Raw genomic sequence first — 24,662 nt, 5'->3', positions numbered from 1 at the left:
ATCACCCACGTCTGCGCGGACGATGTTTCTCAAGGTGTCGGACGTTCCGTGATACATTGTGCCTATGAGTGATCTCATCTCTGTACGGCTCGATGACGAGGCACAGCGTGCCCTTGCCGAGCTGGAGGCCACCGGCCTGTCCCGCTCGGAAGCGGTCCGGCGGGGTCTGGTGGCGGCTGCCCTGCGGCTACGCGACAGGCAGCGCCTCATCGACGAGGTTGCTGAACTCGCTACGGACGAGGCCGATCGCGCGGAGGCAGCCGAGGTAGCGGCGATGATGGAGGATCTTCGTGCGCCGCGGTGACGTGTTCCGGCTTCGCCTGGGGCGTCGCCAAGGGCACGAGCAGTCTGGCGTCCGTTACGGCGTGATCGTGCAGTCGGATGCCTTGATGCGGTTGTCGACGGTGCTGATTGCGCCGACCTCGACGGCCGCACGGGGGGCTTCGTTCCGACCCGAAATCGAGATCGACGGGACCGCCACGCGCGTGCTCGTGGAGCAGACCGGCGCAGTCGACGTGAGCAGGCTCGGCGACCATCGCGGCCACCTCTCGCCCGAGGAACAGTGGGGCGTCGACCTCGCCCTCGAGACGGTCCTGGACCTCCAGTAACGAAAGCCCGTAGGTGCCCGCTCCTGGGAACTCCTGCATGGCGGCGGCGAGACCTCTACGGTCGTCCTCGGGCAACAGTGGGGAGTCACATGGGCTTGCTGGACCGAATCAAGCAACGCACAGGGGCCGGGCTTGCCGCTGCGCGAACTCACCGTCTGCCACCGCCACCATCCGGCTCAGAGCACCTCCCACCGCCCCCCGCCGCTGCTTCACCCGCGGCACCACCGCCGGCTCCCGGGCCTGACTCGGGCCTGTGGCCGTGGCGGCAGCCGCTACCTGCAGGCGCCGTCCCGGTGGCCACCGACCCCAGACGCACCGAGGTCTGCTTACTGGACCCGGCCACACTCGAACCGCTCCGCTACCTCGAGGAGAACGAGGAAGAGAAGCTTGGTCTCGCCCGCATCCCCGTCGCCGGCACCGGCCACCGGCTGAAGGAGGCGTCGTCATCCGAGTTTCGGCCAGGCACGCCGGTGCAACTCGTGCCAGAACCGAAGAACAGGTACGACCGCAACGCCGTCCAGGTGCGCTCGGCGACGAGCCGGAAGGTCGCCGGGTATGTACCGGCGCCCAAGCCCGGGAACCGCAACGTTCAGCAGGCAGTTCAACGGCTGCTGGCTCAAGGGCCAGTGCAGGCCATCGTGCTCGAGTCGGAGGTGGAGCAGGGCCCCAGCGGCCAGTGGGTGTCGATGCGTGTCGCCGCGACGAACGGCCGGTTCGTGTTCGTCGATAGACCGTGGGACGGCCCGGCGTTGAAGGAGCTCAAGAAGGCTGCGCTGGAAGTGGAGGGGACCCGATGGCCCGAGGCGCGTCGCAAGCTGCGTCGCGACGTGACCTCCGCAGCAAGTCCCGTCGACCGCCACTACGCCCTACAGGCCCTCGCACAGGCTGCCTACCGGCTCCGCGCCGTTCACCCCGACGCGCTTGAGGATGCCGAGGCGGCCTGCCGCGAACAGATCCTGCTCGCCGATGTCGTCGGGCCTGCGCTCCGCCAGGAGTTCGGTTCGAAGCCATCGCACCACGGCTACAAGCAACTATCGATCATCCTCGAGAAGCAGAAGCGCTACGCCGAGGCGCTCGATGTCGTCGAACGTGCTCGCTCTGCAGGTTGGGACGGGGACTGGGACAAGCGCGTCGAGCGGCTGGCCAAGAAGGTCTGACTCGCGTGGATGGTGACACTCAGCTTGGCTCGACCGACCCGTGCAGAACGCCCGGTATCGCTACCCCCGCGTGTTCCTGGGGATGGTCGGGCGGCCGCCGACGGGCTGTAGCTCGTCGCGTTGCAGTCCGGCGGAGATCACGGTGGCCGCAGCAGCGATGGCCAGCGGGATCGGCACGAACGTCATCAACGCCTCACCGAGCGAGTTCCCAACACCGTAAAGCAAGCGTTGCAGAGCGCCTGCGTAGGTCTCATGGATCAGGAAGGCGGCTCCCAGCGTCGCTGCGGTCGTCGCCACAGCCATGAACGGCGCGAGCCGCCTCCCGAGCTGCCACCCGGCATAGCCGCCGATCGCGGCGAGAGGAAGGGTGAGCAGAACAGGATCGGTGAGCAGCATTCGCGGGGACTTCTCTCGGTCTATCGTCGCCCATCCTTGCAACGCGAGCGGGCTTACCGCTACGGCCATCCGACGATTTTACCTACCCCACGATGCGCCGACGCAACCGTGCGGAAACGCCCGTTCTACGCAGCGGATTGGGCCTGTCTCAAGAACACCGGCTGCCGAACTCAGTCGTCGGCGAGTTCCACGGTGCTGTGGTCGCTGAGCAGCAGGCGGTGGACGCCGGGATGTCCGGCACGACCCTGGACGCTCGCCTCGCGACCGAGCAGTGACGACTCCAGGCGCACGACGTCGCGCACCGTGACGTCCTCGAGCAGGACGGAGTCGGCGACGCGGCTGCGTTCGACCCGGCCGCGCGCCGCCACGGAGATGTTGGGACCGACGTGGCTGTCCACCACGCGTGCCCCGGGTCCGAGGATGGCGGGTCCCTGGATGGTCGAGCGACACACCTGCGCACCGGCCTCGACCACGACCTCGCCGACCAGGCGCGAGCTGGCGTCGACCATGCCCTCGACCCGGCCGGCCAGCCCGCCGAGCACGGCGCGGTTGGCGCCGAGCAGGTCGTCCTTCTTGCCCGTGTCGAGCCACCAGCCCGACAGCTCGTGCGCGCGCACCTCCAGCCCGTCGTCCACCAGCCGCTGGATCGCGTCGGTGATCTCGAGCTCGCCCCTCGTGGACGGCTGGATGCGTCGCGCGGCGTCGACGACGGCCGAGGTGAACAGGTAGACGCCGACGAGGGCGAGGTCGCTGCGCGGCTCGGCCGGCTTCTCCACCAGGCGCCGGACGCGCCCGGCTCCGTCCATCTCCACCACCCCGAACCGGCGCGGGTCGGGGACGCGCTTGAGCAGCAGCTGCGCCGCCGGCCGGTTCGCCCGGAAGCGTTCGACGAGGGGGGCCACGCCGCCCTCGACGAGGTTGTCGCCGAGGAACATCACGAAGTCGTCGCCGCCGAGCCACGTCGCGGCCGTCAACACCGCGTGGGCGAGCCCGAGCGGCGCCGACTGCGGCAGGTAGGTCACCTCCAGACCGAAGCTCGAGCCGTCCCCGACCGCCGCTTCGATGTCCGCACGGGTGTCGCCGACGACGATGCCGACGTCGGTGATGCCCGCCGACGCGAGCTGCTCGAGCCCGTAGAACAGGATCGGCTTGTTGGCCACGGGAACCAGCTGCTTCGCACTGGTGTGGGTGATCGGGCGAAGGCGGGATCCGGCGCCGCCCGCGAGGACGAGCCCGCGCAGGGGCGGCGCGCCAGATCCGTCGGCAGCAGGCGTCACAGGCTCGCGTCGTCGCCGACGGCGACCAGCACCTTCGCCGCCTCGGGGGCCGTGACGGTCGCCGGCAGGTCGACGATCGGGGCCCCGAGGAAGCTGGCCACCCACTCGGCCTCGTCCTCGTGGCCCGGAAGGCGGTAGATGGTGGTGGTCGTGCCCGCGTCGAGCGAGGCGTCGCCGCTGCCGGCGGCGATGACCCCGAACCCGACGAACTGCAACACCGATCCGACCGTGCCGGCCGCGGCGGTACGCCCGCCGGAGATCAGCGCGACCGGCGTCTCCTCGCGGTCGGGGCGGTCGCCCGAGTCGAGGAGCGGAACGCCCTGTCGCAGCCGGTCGAACATCGCCTCGGCGCCGGGCCGGTAGGCGACCATGAAGTCGGCACCGTCGATCCTGCGCGGAAACGCCGGCACGGTGGCCATCGGCACGCCGGCACTGACGACCTGACGCATCTCCTGGGCGACCGCACGCATCTCGCCCACCCCGAGGTTCTCGTCCGTCGTGACGTTGCTGGCGACGTTCTCGACCAGCCGGAACAGCCTCGGCACGTCGGTCAGCACCTGCGCGTCGATCATCTCGCGCAGGGTCGCGCGCAGGAACTGCTGTTGTCGCGCGATGCGTTCGTAGTCACCGAAGTTCCCCCGCCGCGAACGCACGAACGACAACGCCTCCTCGGCGTCCATCTGCTGGCAGCCGGCCTCGAACTCGGCGCCGGACTTGCGGTCGACGAGGGGGGCGTCGAGACACAACTCGACACTGCCGAGCGTCTCGACGACGGAGATGAAGCCACCGAGGGAGATCTCGGCGTAGTGGTTGACCGGCAACCCGAAGTTCTGCTGGATCACGCTGACGAGGCGGTCGGGGCCGCCCGCATACGTCTCGGTCAGCTTGCGCTGACGACCGCCGTCGATGACCAGCAGGTCGCGCGGCAGGCTGACGAGCGACACGGTGCTGCGGTCTTCGCTGATCGAGACGTAGATGACTGTGTCGCTGCGCTGCCCCTCGAACTGTCCCAGCGTGAGCCGTGACCGCTGTTCGTCGGAGAGTCCGTCGCGCGAGTCCGAGCCGACGATCAGGAAGTGGCGCGCGTCGGAAGGGGCCGCCGCCTCGTCGAGTTCGGGGACCGGCACGCGGGTCAGGCTCGCCTCGGCCTGCCGCAGCAGCAGCACGCCGGTCGTCCCCAGACCGGTGCCGGCCACGAGCACGACGACGCCGAGCACCGTCGCCAGGCGCCGCACGAGGCGCCACCGGCGCCCCCCGCGGACCCGGGGCCCCCAGGGCCCTGGTTCTCCTCCGACCAACACCGTGCTCACTCCCCGTCGTCGAGGTCCGCGCCGGCGAGCACCTGCACGCCGACCGGCTCTCCCTCGAAGTCGGGCACGCGCTCCACCGACTCCAGTTGTGCGTCCGGCAGGCGCTCGGCCAGCAGGATCGCGGTGGCTTCGGCGGACGCGTCGTCGGCGCCGTAGCGGATCACCGACGGCGCCCCCTCCTCGAAGGCGCCCGTGTTGCCGGTGCCGACCACCTGGAATCCGGCGGCCGTCAACCGCGCCTCGACCCGGCCGGCCAGGCCGTCGATCCCGGCGGCGTTGAGCACGACCACGGGCACCTCACCGATCAGTTGCTGCAGTCCGTCGTCGCCCGTGATCCCGTCCAGCGGGGCGCCCTCGGCGAACCGCTGGAAGATGGTCTCGGCCTGCTCCAGCAGGACGCTCGAGCCGGTCTGGGGGTTGCGAAGGATCGGCAGGGTCACGACCTCGGGGGCGGGGGCGTCCTCGAAGGCCGCGGCGAGGTCGAGCAGGCTGGTCCCGCGCAGCGCGACGTCGGTGTGGACGTCGGCGACCGTGTCGATGCTGCGCTTGGTCGCCACCGGCGACCACAACAGGTCCCAGGCGGTCGTCTCGGCCGCGACGCCGCGCAGCAGCGCCGCCGTCCGCGCAGCGCGTGCCTCGGGCGACGCCTCCGCCAGGTCTCGTCGCGCCTCGTCGGCACCCACCGCGCGGCACTGCCCGTCGTCCCCACACACGGCGACGGGGCCGAGGTGGTCGACCAGTCGCGGGATCGCCTCCTCCTCGAGGCTGACGACGTGGTCGATGCGTACCCCGGTGTAGTCGGCGACGGCCTGGACCAGGCCGTTCGCGTCGCCGGCCACCTGGACCTCGGCGAGCGTGCGGACGCCGTCGCCGTCCACGCTGACCGGCAGATCCTCGGGCAGCAGTAGCAGCGCCGGCACGTCGCGGGGGCCACCGGCCTGGACCAGCCACACCGGCGCGACCAGTTCCGGACCCCGGGGCAGGGTCGGATCGCGGTCCCCGGTGGTGGCGACCAGCACCGTCCGCGCCTCGGCGGGCCCGCGGGCGCCGTCGTCGCCGAGGACCTCGACGTCGCTGCCGAGCGCCGCCACCTCGTCGGCTCCCAGCTTCGCCCACGCATAGCCCCACAACGCCGCGCCGAGCAGGGCGACGCCGAGCACGCCGACGACCAGCAGGACCAGCAGCCACGTGAGCACGCGGGTCCAGCGCGGACGTCTCGCACGGCGCGCAGAGGAGAAGACGAACTGATTGGATCCGGTCACCGGGACACTGCCTCACGACATCGAGGTGGCGCGGGCCGACCGCGGGACGCATGGGCAGCCGACGGCGGCGGGCCCTGCTCCCATCCGGAAGGAGTCCGCGAGCGGACGGTGGTCACGCGCCCGACGGTAGCATCGACCGCCCGCCGAAGAAGGTTGCCGCGGTGCAGCTCGCCCCTCCCAACGCGCCGCGACCCGCGCCCGCAGACCTGGCCCAGGCCCTCGCGCGCGCCCGCGACGAACTGGGGCACCGACCGGCGGTCACCGTGGTCGGCGCCGATCGCGCCGAACAGGGCTTCGCGTCGCTGGCGCAGTGGGCCGCAAAGGGGGCGCACTTCCTCGAGCTCGACCTGCTCCTGGAGCCGGGCGACCGTCTGCGGGTCGACGCCGGCCTCGGCTGGCCGTTGGTCGCGGTGACGCTGGCGGCCTGGTGGTCGGGCGTGGCGGTCGCGCTGGACGGCGACGCCCCAGCCGCCGTCGTCGAGGAGGGCCGCGCCGCACCGCCGACCGCCGAGGACGTGCTGTGGATCGGCCACGCCATCGACGGTTCCCCGGTCGCCGACGTGCCCGGCGAAGCCTGGACCACGGCGGTCCAGTCCTTCCCCGACCAGCCACCCGCGCCGCGTGCCCGCGCCGATCTCACCGCGGTGGTCACGGCCGGGCGCGCACTGACCCAGGCCGAAGTGGTCACCGCCGCCCAGTCGCTGATCGGTGACGGCGGACCGCTGGGCATCGACGAGCGGGTCGATCTCCCACCCGAACTGCTGCTGGCCGCGCTCGCCGCCCGCCCGCTGCTGGCCGGCCGGCCGACCGTGCTGTTGCATGCAGGCACCGACCGCTCCGCCGCCGATGGCGAGAAGGTCACCCGCTGGGCCTGATGCCGGAGACGCGGCGGGTCAGGGCGCCAGCTGGGCCGGGGTCAGGGCGTACAGGTCGTCCGCGCCGGCCGTGACCGACGGCAGCAGACCGCGCACCGTCGGCAGCGTCTGTTCGGCGAAGAAGTTCGCCGTGGTCAGCTTGGCCTGCAGGAAGTCCTCGCCGAACGCGGCGGTGTCCCCCGACCCGAGCGCCTGGTGGGCACCCGCGGCACCGCGGGCGAGCAGCCATCCGCCGACGACCGTGGCGAACATGCGCAGGTAGGGGGTCGCGCCCGCGAAGACGTCGTTCGGCTGGTCGCGGTGGGCGAAGATCCAGTCCGTGGCCTCCTGCACCGCGTCGAGCGCGTCGGCGAGGTGGGCGCCCATTCCCTCGAGGGCGTCCGGCAGGCCGTCCACCGTGGCGCGGACGTCGGCCAGGAACCCCTTGACGTACGCACCACCGTCGTAGGGCAGCTTGCGGCCGACCAGGTCCAGGGCCTGGATGCCGTTGGTTCCCTCGTAGATCGGGGCGATGCGGGCGTCCAGGAAGTGCTGGGCGACCCCGGTCTCCTCGACGTAACCCATCCCACCGTGGACCTGGATTGCCAGCGAGGTCATCTCGACGCCGAGGTCGGTGCACCAGGCCTTGGACAGCGGCGTGAGCAGGTCCGCCAACTTCTGCTGCCGGTCGCGCACCACCGGATCGTCGGAGCCGTGCGCGAGGTCGAGCGCGTGGGCGTTGGCGTAGCACAGCGCCCGCATCGCCTCGATGTTGGCCTTCATCGTCAGCAGCATCCGCCGCACGTCGGCGTGCTCGATGATCGGCGATTGCGCGCCCGGCTCGGAGCCTGGGCCACGGCCCTGGCGCCGCTCCTGCGCGTAGTCGAGCGCCTGCTGGTAGGCGCGCTCGGCGATCGCCAGGCCCTGGATGCCGACCCCGAGGCGCGCGTCGTTCATCATCGTGAACATGCCGCGCATGCCGGTGTTCGGCTCGCCGACGAGGTAGCCGACCGCGCCGTCGCCCTGCTCGCCGTACGCCATGACACAGGTCGGCGACGCGTGGATGCCGAGCTTGTGTTCGAGTGAGACGGCCGTGACGTCGTTGCGTTCGCCGAGCGAGCCGTCGGCGTTCACCAGGAACTTCGGCACGATGAACAGGCTGATGCCCTTGGTCCCGGGCGGCGCGTCGGGCAGGCGGGCGAGCACCAGGTGGACGATGTTCTCGGTCAGGTCGTGCTCGCCGAAGGTGATGTAGATCTTCTGCCCGGTGATCCGGTAGGTGCCGTCGTCGGCGGGGACGGCCCGCGTGGTCACGGCGCCGACGTCGGAGCCAGCCTGCGGTTCGGTGAGGTTCATCGTGCCGGCCCACTCGCCGGTCACCATCTTGGGCAGGTAGGTCTGCTGCTGCTCCTCCGAGCCGTGGTTGGTCAGCAGGTACACCGCGCCGGTGGTCAGCAGCGGCCCCAGCGAGAACGCCAGGTTGGCGCTGTTGATCGTCTCCTTGACCGCGTTGGCGACCAGCAGCGGGAACCCGCCGCCGCCGAACTCGGTCGGGTGCTGCAGCGTGCCCCAGCCGGCCTCGACATACTGGTCGTAGACCCGCTTGAACGACGCCGGCAGGACCACGCGGTCGCCTTCGAGCCGGGCTCCGTGGGCGTCGCCGTCGCGGTTGGTCGGGGCGATCGCCTGGGAGGAGAACCGTCCGGCTTCCTCGAGCAGACCGGCGACCAGGTCGGGATCGGCGTGCGCGAACGCCGGCAGCGCGGTCAGCTCGCGTAGCGGGGTCACGTGCTCGAGGACGAAGCGGATGTCACGGATCGGCGCGGTGTAGTTCGTCATGGGGCGAGGGTATAGACGCTGCCGGACCGGGTTTTCATCGACACCGCCGTCAGATCGGACGGTCGCCCCACCTCCCGACCGCCGCCGGGCGGCCGCGGAGCGCTGGCTAGGCTTCGCGCCGCGGGAGCCGCTGGGCTGATCGAGGACGAAGGAGGCCGCTCGTGGCCAACCGTCGTCGTCCGGTCCCCCTCCCGCCGGTGCCCCGACCGCTGAAGGTGCTCGGCCGCCTCCTCGGGATCCCCATCGTCGAGGTGCGCTCGTACTGGGCGCAGGAGTCGCGCAGCATCCGGGCAGGTGCCAGCGCCCTGGGCATCGGCCTGTTCGCCACGATCATCGCAGGTGTGGTCCTGATGTCGGCCGAGGCCCGCCTCGCCGGCATCCCCGGCCTCCTCGCCCTGATCCCGGCCGCCATCGGTATGCGCGGCTCGATCTTCGGGGCGCTCGGATCGCGGCTGTCGACGGGCATCTTCACCGGCGAGTTCGAGCCCGAGCTGACCCGGCGCAGCTACCTCGGTCGTCAGATCGAGGCGGCCACCATCCTCAGCTTCGCGACCGCCACCCAGGCGGGCGCCCTGGCCTGGGCCATCTCGGTGGCCCTGGGGCTCGACGCGGTGCCGTTGCTCGACCTCGTGGCGATCTCGCTGATCGGCGGATTGCTGTCGTCGGTCGTGTTGTTCTTCGTGGTGATCTGGATGGCGCGGCGCTCCAACGTGCGCGGATGGAGCATGGACGACGTCGGCGCGCCGATCATCACGGCCGCCGGCGACGTCGTGACGTTGCCGGCCTTGCTCGTGGGCAGCCTGGTGCTGGCCGTCCCCGCCCTCGCCGTCGGTATCGGTGCCTTCGGCCTGCTCGTCGGGATCGTCTCGGTCGTGCTGGGGGTGCGTCGGCAGGATCCTCTGATTCGACGCATCGTGCGCGAATCGATGGTCGTGCTGACCATCGCGGTGTCCATCGACGTCATGGCCGGCATCGTGGTCGAGGCCCGCGCCGAGGAGCAATTCAGCGCACCGGCGCTCCTCGTGCTGATCCCGCCGTTCATCGCCAACTGCGGGTCGCTCGGCGGCATGCTCTCGAGCCGTCTGGCGTCGAAGCTGCACGTCGGTCTGCTCGAACCGCGGCTTTTCCCGGGCAAGCTGGCGGCGCTCGACTTCTCGCTGACGGTGCTGCTCGGCTTCCTGGCGTTCACGGGCGTGGGCGCCGCCGGCTGGCTCGCGGCCGTGCTGGTCCCGACCGTCGAGCCGCTGCCGCTGCTGTCCATGCTCGGCGTGGCGTGGTTGGCTGGGTTGTTCGCGATGGTCATCCTCGCGGCCACCGCGTACGCCGCGGCCACCACGTCGTTCCGCTTCGGGTTCGACCCCGACAACCACGGGATCCCCGTGGTGACCGCGACCATGGACCTGGCGGGGGTCATCTGTCTGGTCGCGGCGATCACGATCCTGCAGGTGGGTTGACATGAGGACGCGAAAAACGGTCAAGGAGCTCCTGGTCGGCGCGAAAGACGCCGCGGAGCTCATGGTGGACCTCGCCTACGCGGCGATCTTCTTCGGTGACGAGGCGCTGGCAGGCGAGGTGCTGCGGCTCGAGGACCAGGTCGACGACCAGCTCGTCGACCTGCGGGCCGTGTGCATGATCGCCGCGCGGACCCCCGACGATGCCGACCAGCTCGCGGGGGTGCTGTCCATGGCGGTCTCGATCGAGGGCATCGCCGACGCCGCCGAGGACATCGCGCGGGTCGTGCTCAAGGATCTCGGCGTGCCCGGCGAGCTGCGCGACGACCTGCGCCACGCCACCGAGGTGACCGCCCGGGTGAAGATCCGCGAGGAGAACGAACTGGCCGGGGCGTCGTTGCGCGACCTCGAGCTGCCCGCCCGCACCGGCATGTGGGTGATCGCCATCCGCCGCGACGTCGACTGGCTCTACGGTCCCGAACCCGACGAGGTGCTGCGCGAGGGCGACGTGCTGTTCCTGCAGGGCCCGCCCGAGGGTGTCGACCACGCCCGCGAACTCGCCGGCGGCACGCCCCGCCACTTCCCGGCGCCACCGCAGCGGGCGAAGCTGTCCAACCTCGACCGTGCCGTCGACGTCATCATCGAGCTCAAGAACGCCTCGGAGGTCGCCGTCGGGCTGGCCTACTCCGCGATCCTGTTGCGCGACCAGTCGCTGGCGGCCGAGGTCGCCGTCATCGAGGACAAGTCCGACGAGCTCTACCACCAGCTCGAGGGCTGGGTGCTGCGCGCCGCCGCCGAACTCGAGGACCCCGACGAACTCCGGGGACTGATCCACCTCGCCTCCTCCTCGGAGCGGATCGTCGACGCGGCCCAGTCCATGACCCGGGTCATCGAGGACGAGGGACCGCCGCACCCGATCATCGCCGCGGCGTTGTCCGAAGCCGACGAGATCGTGGCCGAGGCCATCGTCGCCGAGGGCAGCCCGGCACAGGGCCGGACGCTCGGCGAGCTGCAGATCCACACCGAGACCGGCATGGAGGTGCTGGCCATCCAGCGCAACGAACGGTGGGTGTACCGGCCCCGCCGGTCCCGCTCGCTGCTGGCCGGTGACCGCCTCCTCGCCATCGGACCCGAGGAGGGCGCCCCCAGGCTGCGTGTGCTGTGCGGCGACGCGCGCCCCGAGGGCGACGACGGCTGGGTGGAACCCGAGGACCTCGACGAAAGCTAGGCGCTGGCGCCGGCGTAGCTCTTGACGCCGAGCCGCCAGAACCAGCGCGTGAAGGCGACGAGCACGGCCGTGAACACCACCGCACCCCCGAGGGCGAGCAGCCCCGCACGCCCGGTCAGCGCCTCCGACGGCAACGTGACGGCGAACGCCAGCGGCACCAGGACGGTGAACAGGCCGCGCAGCCAGCCGGGGAACAGGCCGATGGGCCAACGCCCCGCCTGGTAGAGGCCGTTGAACAGCTCGGCGACGTGCTCCATCCGCACGATCCAGAACGCCCCGGTCGTGATGACCAGCCACAGGCAGTAGATCATGACGGCGCCGAGCAGCACGGCGGCGACGGCCAGGGCGATGCCCAGGATGGTGACCCCCTCGATCCGGGTGGCGGCGACGACCACCACCCCGGCCCCGACGACGACGTCGACGAGCGGCCACACCGTGATCCGACGCAGGCTCACCAGCATCTGCGCGTCCACGGGCTTGGTCAGGGCGAAGTCGAGCTTGCCTTCACGGATGTCCTCCATCAGCAGTTGCATCGAGGGCTGGATCACCGAGCGGATGACGCCGCCGAGCGCGGTGTGGACCCCGACGACGACCATCAGCTCCCACGGCGACCAGCCGCCGAGCGAGGGGGTGTAGAGGAAGACCAGCGCGACCACCGCGATCGCGGTTGCCAGCGCCACCAACGACTGGAACAGCTGCAGGAAGAAGTTGACCCGGTACTGCAACTCGTTGAGCGCGCTGACGCCGACCAGCGTGCGGACGACGTCACGGCGTCGGACAGCCTCGGGTCGCGCGAGTCCGTGGCGGACCGGAGCCGCAGGGGCCGGCATCAGTTGCCCACCGCGCTGTAGCGGCGGATCGCGCGTTTCCACACCACCATCGCCAGCACCCAGCCGAACCCGATCCAGAACGCCTGCGCGAGCAGCCCGCGCACCAGTTGCGGGCCCGAGAGGTCGCTGACCAGCGCTTCGATCGGGAACCCGAACGTCGAACGGAACGGCAGCAGGTCGACCCAGCGCAGCACCCAGTCGGGCATCAGGTCGAGCGGGACCAGCCGCCCCGACAGCAGCAGTTCGGCGGTGAAGTACAGCTCGAACAGCGCGGCGACCCGCGTCGTCCACAGAGTCACCATGCCGAGCACGAACAGCAGCAGCGTACGGATGACGTAGGCGCCCCAGATGGCCACGAAGAAGGTGACGGCCTGGGCCGCGTCGACGGTCAGCTCTGGCGGGAACAGCAGCGCCAGCACGACCGCGATCGGGATCCACAGCAGGACCGCGATCACCTTCCATCCGGCGAAATACGCCAGGTCGTAGTGCAACGGATGGATCGGACGGATCAGCATCCCCGACAGCTGACCCTCGCGGATGCGGAACTCCCAGCCGTAGGGCGTGAACACGATGTTCATGTTCCGCACCAGCATCCACACGATGTAGTACGCCGCGAACCCGCCCGGCGTGTAGCCCCCCACCTCGCCGCCGCTCGCTTCCGCGACGACCGACCACACCACGAGGTAGATGACCGGTTCGACCACCATGCCGATCATGTACATGTAGTTGGCGGCGCGGTACTGGAACTGCTCCTGCACGGCGGTGCGCGCCACGGTCGCGTAGAAGTCCAGCATCTGTCGGGGTCGGCCGACGCGGGCCAGCGGCGGGGGCGCCGGCCGGGCCGCGGTGTCCGCACTCATCCGCGCAGCTTCTCGCTGCCGGGCACGGCACTGCCCGGCTGGTCCGGCGTCGCGAACACCCGCTCGATGACGTCGTCGATGGGCGGGTCCTCGATGGTCAGGTCGGTCGGATGCACGTCCGCCAACAGTCGAGCCGCGACCGCGGATGCCTCGGAACGCGCGACCCGGAGCGTGACCCTGGCACCGTCGACGGCGACCACCTCGCCGTAACGGGACAGGTCCGCGCCGGGTTCGGCGAGCGTGACCCCCACCGTCTTGGCGGTCTCGAACCGTTCCGCGAGCTCCGACAGCGGGCCGTCGTAGAGCAATCGCCCGTGGTGGATCACGATCACGCGCCGGCAGAGCGCCGTGACGTCGGCCATGTAGTGGCTGGTCAGCATCACCGACGCGCCGTAGCGGGCGTTGTACTCGGCGAGGAAGGTGCGGATGCGCTTCTGCATCGTCACGTCCAGGCCGATCGTCGGCTCGTCGAGGAACAGCACCTGGGGCCGGTGGAGCAGCGCGCCGGCGATCTCGGCCTTCATCCGCTCCCCCAGCGAGAGGTTGCGGACCGGCTTGGTGACGAGGTGGCCGATCTCGAGCAGTTCGACCAGTTCGTCGCGGGTGCGCTCGAAGTCGGGGCGGGCGATGCCGAAGATGGCGCGGTTCATCTCGAACGAGTCGACGACGGGGAGGTCCCACTGCAGCTGGTTGCGGTTGCCCATCACCAGCGTGATCTGTGCCAGGTACGTGCGCTCGCGCCGGTAGGGCTCGTGGCCGAGCACCCGGGCCTGGCCCGTCGTCGGGTGCAGCAGGCCCGAGAGCATCTTCAGCGTGGTCGTCTTCCCGGCGCCGTTGGGTCCGAGGAAGCCGACCATCTCCCCCCGCTCGATCCCGAACGACAGGTCCGAGACCGCGGGGACCTCACGGTGCTCACGCCGGACCAGGCTCTTGATCGCGGCCTTCAACCCGGCCTCACGGACCGGCACCTTGTAGGTCTTGCCGAGTCCGGCCACGTCGACGTCGATGACGACCCCCTCTGCGCACGCCGTCGTGAGGTCTAGCAGACCGCTCCACGGCTGGGCACGACGGGGCGACACGCAAGAGCGAGGGCTGGCCAGCCACGGCAAGAACGGTGGCCGCGGCAGAACTATGGTCGTGCTGCGCTCACGTCGAGGCGGCCTGATGTTCACGCTCCACCACGTCCAACTGGCGATACCGCCTGCCGGCGAGGACCGTGCCCGCGGCTTCTACGGTGACGTTCTCGGACTCGACGAGGTCCCGAAGCCTTCGGCGCTGGCCACGCGTGGCGGGGTGTGGTTCCGAGGTGGTGGTCTGGAAATCCATCTCGGTGTCGAGGACCCGTTCGTGCCGGCGAGGAAGGCGCACCCCGGCATACTCGCGCACGACCTCGAATCCGTGAGGAGCCGGTTGACCGACGCCGGCTTCGAGATCCGGCCCGACGGGCTCCTTCCGGGCTTCCAACGCTTCTACGTCGACGACTGCTTCGGCAACCGGCTGGAGTTTCTGCGGCCCTCCCCTTGACCTGAACGCGCCTTCGGGACCGGTCGACGCGCTGGGGTGTGGGGGACGATGGGTTTTCCCCAGCCCGGCCGATGTCCGCAGCGGCCGGGCTGTCCCACGTGCATATGGTCGCTTCATGACCTCGACGACCGCGCTTGCCGTCCCCGCCGCCGGCGGGTCGTCGTTGGTCGCGGATGCCAGCGGTACGCCGCGACCCGTGAACGGGGCGATCTCGGGGCCGCAGACCACCTCGGTGCCAGGCTGGGCGGACCCGGCCGACGAGTTCCCGGTGCTGGCCGAGGTGCCCGAGCTGGCCGGGTTGTTGGCGACGTTGCGGCAGGTGGACCGGTTGATCGCGTCCGCGATCGAATCGATCATCCGGCTGCAGGACGCCTCCGTTGCCGAGACGGTCACCGGTGTCGCGCTCGAGCAGTGGCTGTTGATCGTCGCCCGCCGAACCGGCACCGACCGGCGGATGCTGCTCACCTGCGCGCAGGTATGCCGGCGGCTGCCCGGACTGCTCGACGCGTTGTCGCAGGGCCGGGTGTCGTGGAGCCAGCTCCGCACGCTCGTGCTGCAGGTCGACAAGCTGCCTCGTGCGAGCGACCAGCAGCTCGACGACGCGTTGGTGCAGGTGATCGACCAGTCGGAGACGGCCGATCCCGACCGGCTCGGGTCGTTGGCGGCATGGCTGATCGCCGACCTGGCCCCTTCCACCACCCCCGAACCCGCCGACAGTGAACCGGCCGAGTTCCTGGCATTGCAGCCCCGCCTGGACGGCTCTGGCGGCCGGTTCTTCGACGAGGCCGGCCCCCAGGCGTTCGCGATCCTGGAGAACGCCACCAATCCCGGCCCACCACCGGTGGCGACCGGCCGCCGGTTCGGCTACGCCCACGACCCCGACACCTCCCGCCACCTCGCCGAGACGACCGGGCGACGCCGGCTGGCCCGCCTGATCGAACAACTCGATACGGCCGACCGCAGCAACACCCGCAAGGTGCCCACACTGCTGGTGGTCGCGGAACTCGACACCCTGTGCGACCGTGACCAGGCCCCCGCCAGGCTGCTGCACCACCTCGCCGGCGGCCGGATGCTGCTCGACAGCGCCGCCGCACGCCGGCTGACCGACCAACGCGGCGCGGACCTGCGCACCATCGTCATCGACGACCGTGGCGGCGTGGTCGGGATCGGCCGCCAACACCGCGTCCCCACCGGCTGGCTCTCACACGCCACGCTCGCATTGCACGACACCTGCACCGAACCCGGCTGCACCACCGCCGCGCTCTCGTGCGATCTCGACCACGCACGACCCTGGCACCCCACACGGCCGCACGACCCGCCCGGCCCCACCGACATCGACAACCTCGCACCCCTGTGCCGACCCGCCAACCGCACCAAGGACACCGATGGCTGGCACTGCACCCAAACCACCAACGGCACCCGCACCTGGCACCACCCCCGCAGCGGCCTGACCGTGACCACCAGCCCCACCAGCACCCGGCCACGCTGGCTCCCACGCCCCCGAGCCGAGGCCCCTGCTGACGCTCCCGACCACAGACCTCGGGCCGGGCCCATCGACGGTGAAGCCAGAGCCAGCCCGCACGAGGGCACCGGGCAGCCCGCGCCAGTTCCCTTCTGACGCACCGAGCGCCACCACACCGACCCGCCACGCCGAGCTCACCACGACGGTCGCGCCGCCCTGCGGCCGATCCGTGGTGGGTTCGGCGTGTCCGCGCGCCGCCACGCCCGTTCCGATGGGCCGCCAAGCCTCCCGCACGCCTACGGTCCCGACCGGCCGAGGAGGGGACGGAGCTGATGATCAAGCCGCGCAGACTGCGGACCGGGGACCGGCTGGCGGCGGTGTCGTTGTCCTGGGGCGGCCCCGGGGCGTTCCCACAGCGCTATGCGGACGGCAAGCGGCAACTCGAGGAGGCGTTCGGCGTCGAGGTCGTCGAGATGCCGCACACGCTGGCCGACCCCGCGGAGCTCGCGGGCGACCCGAAGGCACGAGCGGACGACCTGCACCGCGCGTTCGCCGATCCGAAGATCGCCGGTGTGGTCGCCACGATCGGGGGCGACGACTCGATCCGCCTCCTGCCCTTCCTCGACCTCGACCTGCTCGCGGCCAACCCGAAGGTTCTCCTCGGCTACTCCGACACCACCATCACGCACCTGGCGCTCCGCCGGGTCGGCATCACGTCGTTCTACGGCCCGGCCGTCATGGCCGGTTTCGCCGAGAACGGCGGCCTGCACCGCTACCTCGTCGACGGCGTGCGGCGCACGCTGTTCGAACCCGAAGCCCAACTCGTGTGGCCCGAGAACGACGACGGTTGGACCGTCGAGCACCTCGACTGGGGTGACGCGTCGAACCAACGCCGACGTCGCCGTCTGCAGCCAGCGACCGGCTGGCGGTGGCACGCGGCGAGTCGGGCGAAGGCGAATCGCTGGTCGCCTGTGTCGAGGTGCTGGACTGGTTGCACGGCACCGCGTGGTGGCCTTCGCTCGCAGGCACGGTGCTGATGCTCGAGACCAGCGAGGAGGCCCCACCTCCGGCGCTCCTGACCTCCTTCCTGCGCAGCCTCGCGGTCAACGGCGAGTTGCACCAGCTCGCAGGGACCGTGCTCGGGCGTCCGGGCGGCGCCGACCTGCCCATCGCGGACCACGCCGCGTACGACGAGGCCGTGCTGCGGGTCGTCCGCCAGGAGCAGCGGCTGGACCGGCTGCCGGTCGTGTCCAACGTCGACTTCGGCCACACCGACCCGATGTGGACCGTGCCGCAGGGCATCCGCACCCGGGTCGACCCGGACACGCGGACGATCACGTTCCTCGAGGCCGCGGTCACCTGACCCAGCGACGGTGCAGGACGACGCAACCAGTCGGTCCGTCACCCGGCCGAAGCGGGCAGCAACTCCACGACGCCCTCGAGGTCGGTCTTGTACCGGCCCAGACGCGGCTTGTGCAGCAGCGACAGCGTGGCACGCGGACCGTCGAGGCCGGGGCCGCGCTCGTGACCCGCCTTGCCGACACCGGGCCAGTCCAACGGCACGTGCTGCCATGCCTCGAGGACCGGGACCAGGCGCACGAGCGTGCCGTCCGGCAACGACATCTGCGCGCGCAGCCCACCACGCAGCAGCTGGCTGTGCACGTGCTCGAGTGCCACCTCGGCAGCCGAGATCTGCGCGGCGTTGAGTCCGTACAGCTCCAGGTCCGGGACGTCGAAGCGTGCCGCCCCGTGCGTCCGGACCCACCAGGTGCCTTCACCGTCGGCCTTGGTGACGATGCCGTCACCGTGTTCCACGGCGCCGATGGCGAGCCGGTTCATCCAGGCCTGGTCGCGGTCGACCAGGGCGGTCAAGTCCCGGACCCCCTGGACGCGGCCCCGAAGTTGGCGGGCCAGGGCCTGGAGCAGCTTCGCCTGGCGCTGCATGCCGTTGCTCAGGCCGTCACTGCCGACGTAGGTCTCGGTGCGCAGCAGCGGCGCGCCGTCGTGCTCGTCGGCGACGGCCCGGACGACGGCCTTCTGCATCCGCCCGCCCCAGTGCACCTCGTAGGCCAGGTCGCCGGCGCCACGCAGCGGTGCACCCCGGTCGATGTCCTTCGCCTGCCCGGCCGCCTTGACGATGCCGGCCACCTCCTCGAGCGGCTCGTCGAGCACGAGCGCGAGTCGTGACGTGTAGCGATCGGCCATCGGTTCCTCGACTGGCGGCGGACGGGCCTGACAGCCGCAGGGTACGAGGCACTAACGTCGGCCATCGACGAGGAGGTCGGTATGCAACGCCGCCAGCTGGGGCAGGGGCTGCAGACCAGCGCGCTCGGGCTCGGATGCATGGGCATGACGTTCGCGTATGCCGGTGCCGACGAGGCGCGGTCCCTCGCCACGATCGACCGGGCGCTCGAGCAGGGCATCGACCTGCTCGACACGGCCGACATCTACGGGCCCGAGACGAACGAGCGGCTGCTCGCGCGCGTCCTCGACACCCGCCGCGACGACATCGTGTTGGCCACCAAGTTCGGGGCCCGCAGCCTCGAGGACCCCGACCGCGGGCCCGACAGTCGCCCCGATTACGTCCACCGCGCCTGCGACGCGTCATTGCGACGGCTCGGCGTCGAGGTCATCGACCTGTACTACCAGCACCGCGTCGACCCGCGGGTCCCGATCGAGGAGACCGTGGGGGCGATGGCCGAACTGGTGAGCGCCGGCAAGGTGCGCTACCTCGGGCTCAGCGAGGCCGGCGCCGACACGATCCGTCGGGCCCATGCCGTGCATCCGATCACGGCGGTCCAGACGGAGCTGTCGCTGTGGACCCGCGAGGTGCAGCGCGAGGTGCTGCCCGCGCTCACCGACCTCGGCATCGGACTGGTGGCCTACTCACCCCTCGGTCGCGGCTTCCTGACCGGCAAGATCCGCACCGTCGACGACCTCGACGAGACCGACGGTCGACGCCGTCACCCGCGCTTCCAGCAGGAGGCGATGGCCGCGAACCTGCGGCTGGTGGAACTGGTCGAGGAGGTCGCGACGCAGCACGACGCGACGGCGGCGCAGGTGGCGTTGGCGTGGGTGCTGGCGCAGGGCGACACCATCGTGCCGATCCCGGGCACGACGCGTCCGGAGCGCATCGACGAGAACGTCGCGGCCCTCGACCTGACGCTGGACGCCGACACGCTGCGTCGCCTGGACGACGCGCTGCCACCGCAGGGAGTCGCCGGCACGCGCTACCCGGAGCCGATGATGCGGTTCCTCGAGACCTGACGCGGCGTCACAGACCGAGGGAGCGGGCGATCAGCATCCGCTGCACCTCCGAGGTGCCCTCGCCGATCTCGAGGATCTTCGCGTCCTGGTAGAACCGGCCCACGCGGTACTCGGTGGTGAAGCCGTACCCACCGAACACCTGGGTCGCCTCGCGGGCCGCCGTGACCGCCTGCTCGGACGAGTACAGCTTGCTGATCGACGCCTCGCGCTTGTACGGCTGCCCCTGCATCTTGAGCCAGCAGGCGTAGTAGTACATCTGCCGCGCCGTCTGGGCCGCCACCTCCATGTCGGCGATCTTGAAGGCCAGCGCCTGCTGCTTGCCGATCGGTTTGCCGAACGCCTCGCGCTCGTGGCTGTAGCGCACGCACTCGTCGACGCACCCCTGGAGAAGTCCGACGGCCAGGGCGGAGATGGCGATGCGGCCGTCGTCGAGCGTCTTGAGGAACTGACGGAACCCGGCACCACGTTCGCCCAGGGTGTTCTCGACCGGGACGCGGACGTCTTCGAGGATCAGCTCCCGGGTGTCGGAGGCGTGCCAGCCGACCTTGCGGTACGGCGGCGCGACCGAGAACCCGGGCGTGTCGACCGGGACGACGATCGCGGTCATCTCGTCGTCGCCGGTGAAGGCGGTGACGGTCACGATCGAGGTCATCTCGGTGCCCGAATTGGTGATGAAGACCTTGCCGCCGTTGATGACCCAGTGGTCGCCGTCCTGCACCGCCCTCGTGCGGGTGGCGCCGAACACGTCGGAGCCGCCCCCCGACTCGGTCAGGCCGAACCCGCCGAGCTTCTCGCCGCGGCACAGCTCCGGCAGCCACCGTCGCTTCTGCTCCTCGGTGCCGAACTCGTCGATGGGGGCGGCGCCCAGGCCGACGCCGGCCTCCAGCGTGATGCCCATCGACTGGTCGACCCGCCCGAGCTCCTCGATCGCGAGGCACAGGGTCAGGTAGTCGCCGTCCATCCCGTCGTAGGCGGAGCTGAACGGGATGCCGAACAGCCCGAGGGCACCCATCTGCCGCACGATCTCGACCGGAAACCGCGCCTGCGCGTTCATCTCGTCGGCCGCCGGGGCGATGACGTCCTCGGCGAACCGCCGCACGACCTTGCGGAACTCTTCCTGCTCCGGGCTCAACGCGAACGACAACGCCACGACGGCTCCCTCTCGGACGATTTCCCGTCAGATTACTTTGACGTCAAACTACTGCCGGCGTCGGAGGGGCGATCCCCGCACGGGCTCACCCGCCCCGCGTCACCCGGAGGTGGTGCACGTCGCCGGCACCGACGGCGACCTGGCGCTGCGGGGTGTCCACCACGAGCCGACCCTCGCGATCGAGGTCGACCGCCCGTCCCTCGATCGAGGACCCGTCGGGGAAGTCGACCCGGACCTCGGCGTCGATGGTGGCGCAGACGTCGCGGTAGGTGATCAGCAGCCGCAGGGGGTCTCCCGGCACCGAGTGGAGCCAGGCGGCCAACCCGCGCAGCACGTCGGCGAGCAGGTCGCCGCGGTCGACCTCCGCCCCCGTCTCCTCGGCGATCGAGGTCCACGCGGCCTGGTCACCGTCGCGTTCGGTGCCCCGCCAGTCGACGTTGATGCCGATGCCGATGAGCAGGACGTCACCGACCCGCAGCCGATGCTGCTCGACCAGGATCCCGGCCGCCTTGCGCCCGTCGATCAGCACGTCGTTGGGCCACTTCAGCAACGGGGTCACGCCGGCGCGGCGCAGGGCGTCGGCCGTCGCCAGGCCGGCGGCGAGCGGCACCAGGGTGGGATGGACCGGCGGGGTGGAGACGGTCGCGGTCAACATCAGCGACGCGTGCGGGTCGGGACCGTCGAGCCAGGTGCGACCCTGGCGGCCGCGGCCGGCGGTCTGCCGGTCGGCCACGACGATCAGTCCGGGCTGCACGCCCGAGCGCAACCGTTCCAGGGCGAGATCGTGGGTCGAAGCAACTTCCTCGACGTGTTCGACGGTGTGCCATGCCAGCGGCCCGGACAGCAACGCTGCCACGCGTTCGTGCCCGGCGAGGTCATCGGCCACGCTGCCTCGGTCGGCTCGGGGGCGGAGAGGTGGTGAAGGCTAGGATGCCCGACCTCGCGGCGGCTGCCTCGCTCCAGTGCCCGCCTGCGTCCCCGTCCACCGGAAGGTGTTCGCGTGGCCGAGACCACGAAGGACAAGCTCGAAGAACTGCGTCGCCGGCAGGCCGAGGCCATGGCCGGCGGTGGCGATCAGGCGATCGCGAAGCAGCACGACCGCGGCAAGCTGACCGCCCGCGAGCGGATCGACCTGCTGCTCGACGAGGGTTCGTTCGTCGAGACCGACGCGTTCGCGGTCCACCGGGCGACCGGATTCGGGCTCGAGGACAAGAAGATCCTCGGTGACGGCGTCGTGACCGGCCACGGCACCGTCGACGGGCGTCGCGTCTGCGTGTTCAGCCAGGACTTCACCGCGTTCGGCGGGTCGCTCGGCGAGGTGTTCGCGGCCAAGGTCGTCAAGGTCATGGACCTCGCGGAGAAGATGGGGGTGCCCGTCATCGGGCTCAACGACTCCGGTGGCGCCCGCATCCAGGAGGGCGTGGTCAGCCTCGGCGGCTACGGCGACATCTTCCTACGCAACGTGCGTAGTTCGGGGGTGATCCCCCAGATCAGCGCGATCATGGGACCGTGCGCGGGCGGGGCGGTCTACTCGCCCGCCATCACCGACTTCGTGTTCATGGTCAAGGACACGTCGCACATGTTCATCACCGGCCCGAACGTGATCAAGACGGTCACCGGTGAGGACGTCACGATGGAACAGCTCGGCGGCGCGATGTCGCACGCCTCGAAGTCGGGGGTGGCCCACTTCGCCGCCGAGGACGAGGAGAGCTGCCTCGAGGACGTCAAGTACCTGCTGAGCTTCCTGCCGGCGAACAACCTCGAGCTGCCGCCGGTCGTCGAGACCGGCGACGACCCCGAACGCGTCGTCGAGGAGCTCGACACCTTCGTGCCCGACAGCTCCAATCAGCCCTACGACATGCGCGACATCGTGCGCCACGTCGTCGACGACGGTGAGTTCCTCGAGGTGCATCAGCACTACGCGGAGAACATCGTGGTCGGGCTCGCCCGCCTCGACGGGCAGACGGTCGGCGTCGTGGGCAACCAGCCGGCCTACCTGGCCGGGGTGCTCGACATCGACAGCTCGGAGAAGGCGGCGCGGTTCGTGCGCTTCTGCGACGCGTTCAACATCCCGATCGTGACCTTCGTCGACGTCCCCGGGTTCCTGCCGGGCACCGACCAGGAGTACGGCGGCATCATCCGGCACGGCGCCAAGCTGCTGTACGCCTACGCCGAGGCCACGGTGCCGAAGCTGACCGTGATCGTGCGCAAGGCCTACGGCGGCGCCTACGACGTGATGGGTTCCAAGCACCTGGGCGCGGACGTCAACCTCGCCTGGCCGACGGCCGAGATCGCCGTCATGGGGGCCAAGGGGGCGGTCAACATCCTCTACCGCCGTGAGCTCGAGGCCGCCGAGGACCCCGACGCGCTGCACGAGGAATTCGAACAGCGCTACGCGACCGACCTCGCCAACCCGTGGCGGGCCGCCGAACGCGGCTACGTCGACGCGGTCATCGAGCCGTCACGCACGCGCGTCGAACTCGTCCGGGCGCTGCGGTTCACCCGCACCAAGCGCGAGGCCCGGCCCGCCCGCAAACACGGGAACATTCCCCTGTGAGCAACGCGAACGAACCCGGACCTGTGAGCAACGCGAACGAACCCGGACCTGTGAGCGACGCGAACGAACCCGGACCTGTGAGCGACGGGAACGAACCCGGACCTGTGAGCGATCTCCGTATCGAGGTACGTCAGGGCGCACCGACGACGGTCGACCTGGCCGCCATCGTCGTCGCGCTCACACCGGTCGACGTGCCGCGGACCGACGAACCGGAGACCCGCGGGGGCCGTCGAGCGACACCCGCCTGGACGCGGGCGGCCCTGCTCGAGGGCGTGGGTGGCCGCGTCGCGGTGAGCCCCGCGGACCTGGTCCAGCCCCGCAGCTGACCGATCCGTCGGTCTATTCGTCGGTCGCGTCCTCGGCGACGCTGTCGGCCTCGTCGCCGTCCCCGCCTGCGGAGGGCAGCTCGGGCTCCTCCGCGGGGGCGGTCGGGTCGGCGCCCTCCTCGGGCTGCTCGCCGAGTTCGGCCAGGGCGGCGTCGGCCTCTTCCTGCGTGGCGTAGACCGTCACGGTGGTCTCCATGCCGGCCGAGCGGTGCCCCGGGACGTTGCAGATGACCGTCCACTCGCCGGGGAACAGCAGGACCGTGTCCTCGCCGGTCTCGCCACCGTCGGCCTCGGGAATGCCCGAGCCGTCGGCCGCGCCGAGGAACTCGGCGTTGTGGTAGGCGTCGCTGACGTTGGTCACGGTCACGGTTACCTCACCCGTGACCGGGGTGCCCTCGAGGTTGTCGAAGAAGAAGTTGCCCATGTCCAGGGAGATGTCGCCGCCGGGGCCGACCGGCTGGATGGGGTCGAAGCAGTCCGAGCCCTCGGGGCAGCGCACGGCGGCGGCCTCTTCGGCACCGGCGGGAATGGGCGAACAGCCCGCGACGAGCAGACCCGCGGCGGTGACCAGTCCCAGCGTGGCGCGACGCACGACGGCTCCTTGGAGGACACGTGGAGGTGACGGTGATCCGACGACTCGAGGCACGTACGGCCACCTGTGCCGCCGGCGACCCGCAGCGTACCTGCGCGTCGTCGCGGGCTGCCAACCGGCGCGCGGGCGGTGCGTACGCCGCCGGGACGACGGTCGGGACGGCCGCCAGGCGAGCTACTCGACGGTCAGCAGGCCGCGCATCGACGACTCGTGGCCGGGGATGGTGCACACGTAGGGGTACTCGCCCGGTTCGAGGTCGAGGGTGCCCTGATCAGTCCCTCCGGGGCCGCACTCGGCGACGACCGTCCGTTCCTCGCCGACCACGAGGTTGTGGTTGACGCGGTCCTCGCAGCGCAACTCGAAGACGATCTCGCCGGCGGGTGCGGCCAGGCCGGCCGGGTCCCATTGCAGCCGGTCGGTCCCGGTCACGCGCAGGATCCCGTCGTCGTCGGGGGTGCCGACGACGGCGGGTTCGACCGGTGCTGGCGGCCCGCCACCACAACCGGCCAGGACCAGGGTGGCGGCGACCAGCAGGTGGCGCGGACCGGGGCGGCGCACGGTGCCGTCCTTTCGACGTGGCGACGAGGCGGCGGCAGTGTGGCGACACCCCCTCGCGGACGCCAATCCGCGGGTCGTCGAGCGGGCGACCAGCCCCGGCGGCGGAGTTCGGCCGCACGGGTCACTAGTCTGCCGCGGGTCGAGGTCTGTCCCC

Annotated in this window: 26 protein-coding genes; 13 read left to right on the top strand and 13 right to left on the bottom strand. The window is 71.0% G+C overall.

Going from position 1 to position 24,662, the window contains the following annotated elements; genetic code table 11:
* Positions 1–64: 64 nt before the first annotated feature.
* The 3 genes from ACERMF_RS17150 to ACERMF_RS17140 all read left to right on the top strand — a co-directional run bounded on the left by ACERMF_RS17150 (position 65) and on the right by ACERMF_RS17140 (position 1,765).
* A complete protein-coding gene (locus tag ACERMF_RS17150; RefSeq protein WP_373670367.1) occupies positions 65–304 on the top strand; it encodes a CopG family transcriptional regulator in 240 nt (79 codons plus the stop codon).
* Entirely contained in the window at positions 291–608 is a 318-nt protein-coding gene (locus ACERMF_RS17145; protein WP_373670366.1) for a type II toxin-antitoxin system PemK/MazF family toxin, read from the top strand. The genes ACERMF_RS17150 and ACERMF_RS17145 overlap by 14 nt, the downstream gene beginning before the upstream one ends.
* 293 nt (positions 609–901) lie before the next feature.
* Positions 902–1,765 (top strand): HIRAN domain-containing protein, encoded by an 864-nt coding sequence (locus tag ACERMF_RS17140; protein ID WP_373670365.1) that lies wholly within the window; start codon positions 902–904, stop codon positions 1,763–1,765.
* 60 nt (positions 1,766–1,825) lie between these two features.
* On the opposite strand, the gene ACERMF_RS17135 is transcribed toward ACERMF_RS17140, so the two are convergent.
* The 4 genes from ACERMF_RS17135 to ACERMF_RS17120 form a co-directional block, all read right to left on the bottom strand.
* The gene (locus ACERMF_RS17135; protein ID WP_373670364.1) at positions 1,826–2,161 is read right to left on the bottom strand and encodes a hypothetical protein; all 336 of its coding nucleotides are present in this window, start codon (positions 2,159–2,161) and stop codon (positions 1,826–1,828) included.
* Positions 2,162–2,331: 170 nt separating this feature from the next.
* Positions 2,332–3,402, bottom strand: a complete 1,071-nt coding sequence (locus ACERMF_RS17130) for a glucose-1-phosphate thymidylyltransferase (RefSeq protein WP_373670372.1) — start codon at positions 3,400–3,402, stop codon at positions 2,332–2,334.
* Positions 3,403–3,434: 32 nt separating this feature from the next.
* Positions 3,435–4,673: an LCP family protein gene (locus ACERMF_RS17125; protein ID WP_373670363.1), complete on the bottom strand. Its 1,239-nt coding sequence runs from the start codon at positions 4,671–4,673 to the stop codon at positions 3,435–3,437.
* Positions 4,674–4,744: 71 nt separating this feature from the next.
* On the bottom strand, positions 4,745–5,944 hold the full coding sequence (locus ACERMF_RS17120) for a LytR C-terminal domain-containing protein (protein ID WP_373670362.1): 1,200 nt from the start codon (positions 5,942–5,944) through the stop codon (positions 4,745–4,747).
* Positions 5,945–6,171: 227 nt separating this feature from the next.
* Between ACERMF_RS17120 and ACERMF_RS17115 the strand changes: the two genes are divergently transcribed.
* Complete coding sequence (locus tag ACERMF_RS17115) at positions 6,172–6,885, top strand: hypothetical protein (protein WP_373670361.1); 714 nt, start codon at positions 6,172–6,174, stop codon at positions 6,883–6,885.
* An 18-nt stretch (positions 6,886–6,903) separates the two neighbouring features.
* On the opposite strand, the gene ACERMF_RS17110 is transcribed toward ACERMF_RS17115, so the two are convergent.
* Positions 6,904–8,703 carry an acyl-CoA dehydrogenase gene (locus ACERMF_RS17110; RefSeq protein ID WP_373670360.1) on the bottom strand — a complete coding sequence of 600 codons (1,800 nt, stop codon included), beginning with the start codon at positions 8,701–8,703 and terminating at the stop codon, positions 6,904–6,906.
* A 161-nt stretch (positions 8,704–8,864) separates the two neighbouring features.
* On the opposite strand from ACERMF_RS17110, the gene ACERMF_RS17105 reads away from it, so the two are divergent.
* Entirely contained in the window at positions 8,865–10,157 is a 1,293-nt protein-coding gene (locus ACERMF_RS17105) for a magnesium transporter (RefSeq protein WP_373670359.1), read from the top strand.
* 1 nt (position 10,158) lies between these two features.
* The gene (locus ACERMF_RS17100) at positions 10,159–11,382 is read left to right on the top strand and encodes a potassium channel family protein (RefSeq protein WP_373670358.1); all 1,224 of its coding nucleotides are present in this window, start codon (positions 10,159–10,161) and stop codon (positions 11,380–11,382) included.
* On the opposite strand, the gene ACERMF_RS17095 is transcribed toward ACERMF_RS17100, so the two are convergent.
* The 3 genes from ACERMF_RS17095 to ACERMF_RS17085 are packed head-to-tail and all read right to left on the bottom strand — an operon-like array spanning position 11,379 to position 14,067.
* Positions 11,379–12,212 carry an ABC transporter permease gene (locus ACERMF_RS17095; protein ID WP_373670357.1) on the bottom strand — a complete coding sequence of 278 codons (834 nt, stop codon included), beginning with the start codon at positions 12,210–12,212 and terminating at the stop codon, positions 11,379–11,381. The two genes, ACERMF_RS17100 and ACERMF_RS17095, sit on opposite strands and share 4 nt — an antisense overlap.
* Positions 12,212–13,072: an ABC transporter permease gene (locus ACERMF_RS17090; RefSeq protein WP_373670356.1), complete on the bottom strand. Its 861-nt coding sequence runs from the start codon at positions 13,070–13,072 to the stop codon at positions 12,212–12,214. Before ACERMF_RS17090 ends, ACERMF_RS17095 begins: the two co-directional genes overlap by 1 nt.
* A complete protein-coding gene (locus ACERMF_RS17085) occupies positions 13,069–14,067 on the bottom strand; it encodes an ATP-binding cassette domain-containing protein (RefSeq protein ID WP_373670355.1) in 999 nt (332 codons plus the stop codon). Before ACERMF_RS17085 ends, ACERMF_RS17090 begins: the two co-directional genes overlap by 4 nt.
* A gap of 169 nt (positions 14,068–14,236) precedes the next feature.
* On the opposite strand from ACERMF_RS17085, the gene ACERMF_RS17080 reads away from it, so the two are divergent.
* The 4 genes from ACERMF_RS17080 to ACERMF_RS17065 all read left to right on the top strand — a co-directional run bounded on the left by ACERMF_RS17080 (position 14,237) and on the right by ACERMF_RS17065 (position 17,421).
* Positions 14,237–14,596, top strand: a complete 360-nt coding sequence (locus ACERMF_RS17080; protein ID WP_373670354.1) for a glyoxalase — start codon at positions 14,237–14,239, stop codon at positions 14,594–14,596.
* Positions 14,597–14,711: 115 nt separating this feature from the next.
* A complete protein-coding gene (locus ACERMF_RS17075) occupies positions 14,712–16,214 on the top strand; it encodes a DUF222 domain-containing protein (protein ID WP_373670353.1) in 1,503 nt (500 codons plus the stop codon).
* 176 nt (positions 16,215–16,390) lie between these two features.
* A complete protein-coding gene (locus ACERMF_RS17070; protein WP_373670352.1) occupies positions 16,391–17,095 on the top strand; it encodes an LD-carboxypeptidase in 705 nt (234 codons plus the stop codon).
* Complete coding sequence (locus ACERMF_RS17065; protein ID WP_373670351.1) at positions 16,987–17,421, top strand: hypothetical protein; 435 nt, start codon at positions 16,987–16,989, stop codon at positions 17,419–17,421. Before ACERMF_RS17070 ends, ACERMF_RS17065 begins: the two co-directional genes overlap by 109 nt.
* Positions 17,422–17,459: 38 nt before the next feature.
* On the opposite strand, the gene ACERMF_RS17060 is transcribed toward ACERMF_RS17065, so the two are convergent.
* Entirely contained in the window at positions 17,460–18,263 is an 804-nt protein-coding gene (locus ACERMF_RS17060) for a hypothetical protein (RefSeq protein ID WP_373670350.1), read from the bottom strand.
* A gap of 81 nt (positions 18,264–18,344) precedes the next feature.
* Here ACERMF_RS17060 and ACERMF_RS17055 point away from each other — a divergent pair, with 81 nt between their 5' ends.
* Positions 18,345–19,325, top strand: coding sequence for an aldo/keto reductase (locus ACERMF_RS17055; protein ID WP_373670349.1), 981 nt, complete (start codon positions 18,345–18,347; stop codon positions 19,323–19,325).
* Positions 19,326–19,332: 7 nt separating this feature from the next.
* On the opposite strand, the gene ACERMF_RS17050 is transcribed toward ACERMF_RS17055, so the two are convergent.
* Positions 19,333–20,475: an acyl-CoA dehydrogenase family protein gene (locus tag ACERMF_RS17050; RefSeq protein ID WP_373670348.1), complete on the bottom strand. Its 1,143-nt coding sequence runs from the start codon at positions 20,473–20,475 to the stop codon at positions 19,333–19,335.
* Between the two features lie 85 nt (positions 20,476–20,560).
* The gene (locus ACERMF_RS17045) at positions 20,561–21,361 is read right to left on the bottom strand and encodes a biotin--[acetyl-CoA-carboxylase] ligase (protein ID WP_373670347.1); all 801 of its coding nucleotides are present in this window, start codon (positions 21,359–21,361) and stop codon (positions 20,561–20,563) included.
* Positions 21,362–21,532: 171 nt separating this feature from the next.
* On the opposite strand from ACERMF_RS17045, the gene ACERMF_RS17040 reads away from it, so the two are divergent.
* Together ACERMF_RS17040 and ACERMF_RS17035 are read left to right on the top strand one after the other, a co-directional pair.
* Positions 21,533–23,032, top strand: coding sequence for an acyl-CoA carboxylase subunit beta (locus ACERMF_RS17040; protein WP_373670371.1), 1,500 nt, complete (start codon positions 21,533–21,535; stop codon positions 23,030–23,032).
* A gap of 104 nt (positions 23,033–23,136) precedes the next feature.
* The gene (locus tag ACERMF_RS17035; protein ID WP_373670346.1) at positions 23,137–23,358 is read left to right on the top strand and encodes a hypothetical protein; all 222 of its coding nucleotides are present in this window, start codon (positions 23,137–23,139) and stop codon (positions 23,356–23,358) included.
* Between the two features lie 13 nt (positions 23,359–23,371).
* Here ACERMF_RS17035 and ACERMF_RS17030 read toward each other — a convergent pair whose 3' ends face one another.
* Entirely contained in the window at positions 23,372–23,950 is a 579-nt protein-coding gene (locus ACERMF_RS17030) for a hypothetical protein (RefSeq protein ID WP_373670345.1), read from the bottom strand.
* Positions 23,951–24,124: 174 nt separating this feature from the next.
* Positions 24,125–24,508 (bottom strand): plastocyanin/azurin family copper-binding protein, encoded by a 384-nt coding sequence (locus ACERMF_RS17025; protein WP_373670344.1) that lies wholly within the window; start codon positions 24,506–24,508, stop codon positions 24,125–24,127.
* Positions 24,509–24,662 lie beyond the last annotated feature (154 nt).

This window comes from Egicoccus sp. AB-alg6-2 (genome assembly GCF_041821025.1).
Taxonomy (GTDB): Bacteria; Actinomycetota; Nitriliruptoria; order Nitriliruptorales; family Nitriliruptoraceae; genus Egicoccus.
The sequence above is the reverse complement of the archived record's forward strand: the minus strand, read 5'-3'. Positions and strand labels throughout refer to the sequence as shown.

Coding starts and splice junctions, on each gene's coding strand:
- ACERMF_RS17100 (WP_373670358.1), top strand. CDS start 10,159: ATGAGGACGCGAAAAACGGTCAAGGAGCTCCTGGTCGGCGCGAAAGAC.
- ACERMF_RS17040 (WP_373670371.1), top strand. CDS start 21,533: ATGGCCGGCGGTGGCGATCAGGCGATCGCGAAGCAGCACGACCGCGGC.
- ACERMF_RS17070 (WP_373670352.1), top strand. CDS start 16,391: ATGATCAAGCCGCGCAGACTGCGGACCGGGGACCGGCTGGCGGCGGTG.
- ACERMF_RS17150 (WP_373670367.1), top strand. CDS start 65: ATGAGTGATCTCATCTCTGTACGGCTCGATGACGAGGCACAGCGTGCC.
- ACERMF_RS17060 (WP_373670350.1), bottom strand. CDS start 18,263: ATGGCCGATCGCTACACGTCACGACTCGCGCTCGTGCTCGACGAGCCG.
- ACERMF_RS17075 (WP_373670353.1), top strand. CDS start 14,712: ATGACCTCGACGACCGCGCTTGCCGTCCCCGCCGCCGGCGGGTCGTCG.
- ACERMF_RS17055 (WP_373670349.1), top strand. CDS start 18,345: ATGCAACGCCGCCAGCTGGGGCAGGGGCTGCAGACCAGCGCGCTCGGG.
- ACERMF_RS17095 (WP_373670357.1), bottom strand. CDS start 12,212: ATGCCGGCCCCTGCGGCTCCGGTCCGCCACGGACTCGCGCGACCCGAG.
- ACERMF_RS17080 (WP_373670354.1), top strand. CDS start 14,237: ATGTTCACGCTCCACCACGTCCAACTGGCGATACCGCCTGCCGGCGAG.
- ACERMF_RS17110 (WP_373670360.1), bottom strand. CDS start 8,703: ATGACGAACTACACCGCGCCGATCCGTGACATCCGCTTCGTCCTCGAG.
- ACERMF_RS17135 (WP_373670364.1), bottom strand. CDS start 2,161: ATGCTGCTCACCGATCCTGTTCTGCTCACCCTTCCTCTCGCCGCGATC.
- ACERMF_RS17090 (WP_373670356.1), bottom strand. CDS start 13,072: ATGAGTGCGGACACCGCGGCCCGGCCGGCGCCCCCGCCGCTGGCCCGC.